At 36.7% G+C, this 3617-nt stretch carries 3 protein-coding genes; 1 reads left to right on the forward strand and 2 read right to left on the reverse strand.

Annotated elements, in window-relative coordinates; genetic code table 11:
* Window positions 1–547 (forward strand): zinc-binding dehydrogenase (locus BpJC4_RS15485; RefSeq protein ID WP_151698181.1); only part of this gene is annotated, 547 nt, incomplete at its 5' end.
* 119 nt (window positions 548–666) lie between these two features.
* Here BpJC4_RS15485 and BpJC4_RS15490 read toward each other — a convergent pair.
* Both BpJC4_RS15490 and BpJC4_RS15495 read right to left on the reverse strand, forming a co-directional pair.
* On the reverse strand, window positions 667–2112 hold the full coding sequence (locus tag BpJC4_RS15490) for a sigma-54-dependent transcriptional regulator (protein ID WP_151681698.1): 1446 nt from the start codon (window positions 2110–2112) through the stop codon (window positions 667–669).
* A partial coding sequence (locus BpJC4_RS15495) for a PAS domain-containing sensor histidine kinase (RefSeq protein ID WP_253724339.1) occupies window positions 2109–3617 on the reverse strand: 1509 nt, incomplete at its 5' end. The genes BpJC4_RS15495 and BpJC4_RS15490, both read right to left, overlap by 4 nt.

Below are 3617 nucleotides of genomic sequence, written 5' to 3' on the forward strand. Positions count from 1 at the left end.
ATTAAAAGTTTCGAATGCAAGACCGGGAGATTGGGTTGCCATATATGGAATTGGCGGGCTTGGCCATGTTGCACTTCAGTATGCTAAAACAATGGGATTCAATGTTATAGCGGTAGACATTCAGGACGATAAACTGGAAATGGCAAAAAATTTGGGCGCGGACATCGCCATTAATGGCTTGAAAGCCGATCCTGTACAGGAAATTAAAAATCAAGTCGGCGGGGTTCAGGCTGCGGTAAGTGTCGCTGTAACAAAAAAAGCGTTCGAACAAGCTTATAGTTCTGTAAAAAGGGGCGGTACTTTAGTCGTTGTCGGACTTCCAAATGATGAACTGCCGATCCCAATTTTTGATACCGTACTGAACGGTGTATCGGTAAAAGGTTCTATTGTAGGAACTAGAAAAGATTTACAAGAAGCACTTGAATTTGCGGCCCAGGGAAAAGTGCGCACAAAAATTGAAGTACAACCGTTGGACAATATAAATGAAGTATTTAAGCGCATGGAAGATGGAAAAATTAACGGGCGAGTTGTACTTAACATTTCCTAAAATCAGAATATGGGTCCAAGATCATAGTTACCACAGGAATGATCAGCTCATCATTACAATAATGTAAATGCGTATCCGGGCAAAAGATCAAAAATAATGCCCGGATTTTCTTAAATATTTTATCTTTTTTCATTTAAGAGATATCGGAGCTTTCTTATTGTAATTTTCAATCGTCTTGCTGCTTCATTCCTGTTTCCGCCGGCTTCTTTTAATGTTTTCATAATAAAAGCTTTCCCAACTTTTGACTCTAATTGCTTTATTTCTTCCAGCAATTTTTCCAAATGGATTTCTTCCTTTCCGTTAAAAACTGAAAGAATGTGATTTGTCCAATTTTGCAAGTAATGTTCAAGATGATGTTCCCCATTGGCTGTTATGGTATGAGGTTGTGGCTTAACAGGGGTTGGAACGGATGTTAAGTTTGAAAACATTAAATCATCTGCAGTTATAACATTTTGTGTAGGATCTGACAAAGCTACAATGCTAGTAATGAAATTGGATAATTCGCGAACATTTCCCGGCCAATTATAGCTGAGTATAGCTCTTAAAGCATCTTCAGAAAAAGATATATCAATGCCTGGAAAACGGTGTAAAATATGATCAATTAATAAAGGAATGTCTTCCTTTCTTTCCCGGAGTGGTGGCACTTTTAAATGTACAACATTTAAACGGTAATATAAATCTTCCCTGAACTTCTTCTTTTGTACAGCTTCAAAAAGGTGTTTATTGGTTGCAGCAATAAGCCGTGTATTGGTGCGTAAAATTTTTTCACTCCCGACAGGCATGAACTCTCTTGCTTCAAGAACGCGTAATAACTTTACTTGAATGGACCGGGAAGCTTCACCAATTTCATCAAGGAACAGGGTCCCTTTACTGGCAATTTCAAATAATCCTTTTCGTTGCTGCGTCGCCCCGGTAAACGCCCCCCTTTCATGGCCAAATAGCTCACTTTCCAAAAGCGGCTCAGAAATTGCCCCGCAATTCACCCCAATAAACGATTCATGGCTTCTTGGACTTGCATGGTGAATGAACCGCGACAAAACTTCTTTACCGGTTCCTGTTTCACCTTCAATCAAAACGGTAATATTTTTTTGTGCGACTTTATAAGCGGTATGAAGCAGCTTACCCATTGTTTCATTTTTTCCAGTAATGAGGCCTACTTCATTGGCTAAATGCTTTATATGTTCATCTGCGTTGGTATCTTTATCTTCCAACAAGTCATCAATTTGTTTTTCTAATAAATCAATATCATCAAATGGTTTCTCAATATAATCGCAGGCACCAAATTTAATTGCTTCTACGGCAGTTTTTATCGTACTGTACCCTGTCATAATAATGGTTTTGCATCTTGGCTGCTTCTTCTTTATTTGTTGCAAAAGTGTAAGTCCATCAGTATCAGGCAATTTTAAATCAATCATAGCGGCGTGAAATTTTTGCAATGACAAATTAATAGAGAAAAATTCCTTGCCGCTATTGACGACTTTTACATTGTAACCTTTTGCTGTAAAGAGATGCGACAAGAAATGACCGATTTCTTTTTCGTCATCAACAATTAATAAATTGGTCATGATTTCACCCCCAATTCTTTGGATGGCTGCAGCCGCAATTTTAATATGAATGTACTACCGGCATTCGGCTTACTGATGACTTCAATGGTGCCCCCGTGGGTTTTTGCAATCCCCAGACTAACTGACAGCCCCAGTCCTGTTCCATTTTTCTTTGTTGAATAAAAGGGATGGAAGATTTCAGAACGTCTGTTTTCTTCAATGCCAATCCCATTATCAGTAACAGATAAATGAATCTCATTACAATGCTTGAACGTTTTGATTGTAATTTCTTTTTCCGTACTAGAAGAAAGTTCTACTGCATCTTTTGCATTTAAAAGCAGATTAATAATAATTTGTTCAATTTGCGTCTGGCTGCCTTCAATTAAAGGCAAATCGTTTTGTAACATGAGATTGAGTGAAATTTGATTATTTTTAAATTGAAATTTTAATAGATTAAGGACTTGCACAATGGCTTCGTTAAGGGAAAAGGTGTCAAAGATATATTCATCTTGACGCGAAAATGTAAGCAAGCTTTTAATGATCTGTTTACAGCGGTCCCCGCAATTCTTTATATCATGAAGAAGGGAGAATGCCGGATCGTCCTTTGAAAAACTTCGTAACAATAATTGTGAATTTCCTAAGATAGCAGTGAGCGGGCTGTTTAATTCATGCGCAATCCCGGCGGCCATTTCTCCAATCGCAGCTAATTTGCCTGAGTGAAGCAATTGTACTTCCATTTTCCGCTTTTCTGTAACATCCTTAATATAGGCAATCACTCCATAAACATATTGTTTATTGTTTTGGATTGGATATGTGTAAACCTCATAGATGGTTTGATTGGGGTAATGTAATTCCATATAGCCTGTTTTTTGGCTTTGAAATGTTTCTTTAATGAGATCAAGGAAAGTTTTTTCTAATTTGGGATTGTTGGTGTTTCCAGAAAGCTCAATCAGTCTTTTGGCTGCATCATTGAACTGAACGATCTGGATATCTCCATCAAAAACAATAATCATATCATTAACAGCTTTAAAGGTATCTTCCCATTCTTGTTTCGCTTGTAGGACTTCACTATACAATTGGACATTTTCAATGCTAACTGCCAGACAATCAGTAAGTTGTTCCAGAAATTCAATTTCAGCTGTAGTCCATCTTGAATGACTATTACATCCAATACTTAAAACGCCGATTTTTTTATTCTTACTGTAAATTGGCAATACTAAAATATTTTTCAAGTGAAGGAGAGCCAAATATTTGCTTTCATAAAACTGAACACTTGGATCATCCAATCTTTGGACCATAACTTTTCTTTTTATCAATGCTGACCAATAAAGAGAATTTTCATTGCGGATAATAGAGCCTATTTTCATAAAACGTGGATTTAATGGAAATACATTTGTTAATACAAGATGATGATTTTGGAGTAATGAAATACTCAGGTGATCAAAATGAATAAGCTTTTTCAGTTTTTCAATCATATTTTCTAAAATAGTGCCAAGCGGCATATCTACTTTTATGCTTTTCATGAT

Source organism: Weizmannia acidilactici, from assembly GCF_008974185.1.
Taxonomy (GTDB): domain Bacteria; phylum Bacillota; class Bacilli; order Bacillales; family Bacillaceae_C; genus Weizmannia; species Weizmannia acidilactici.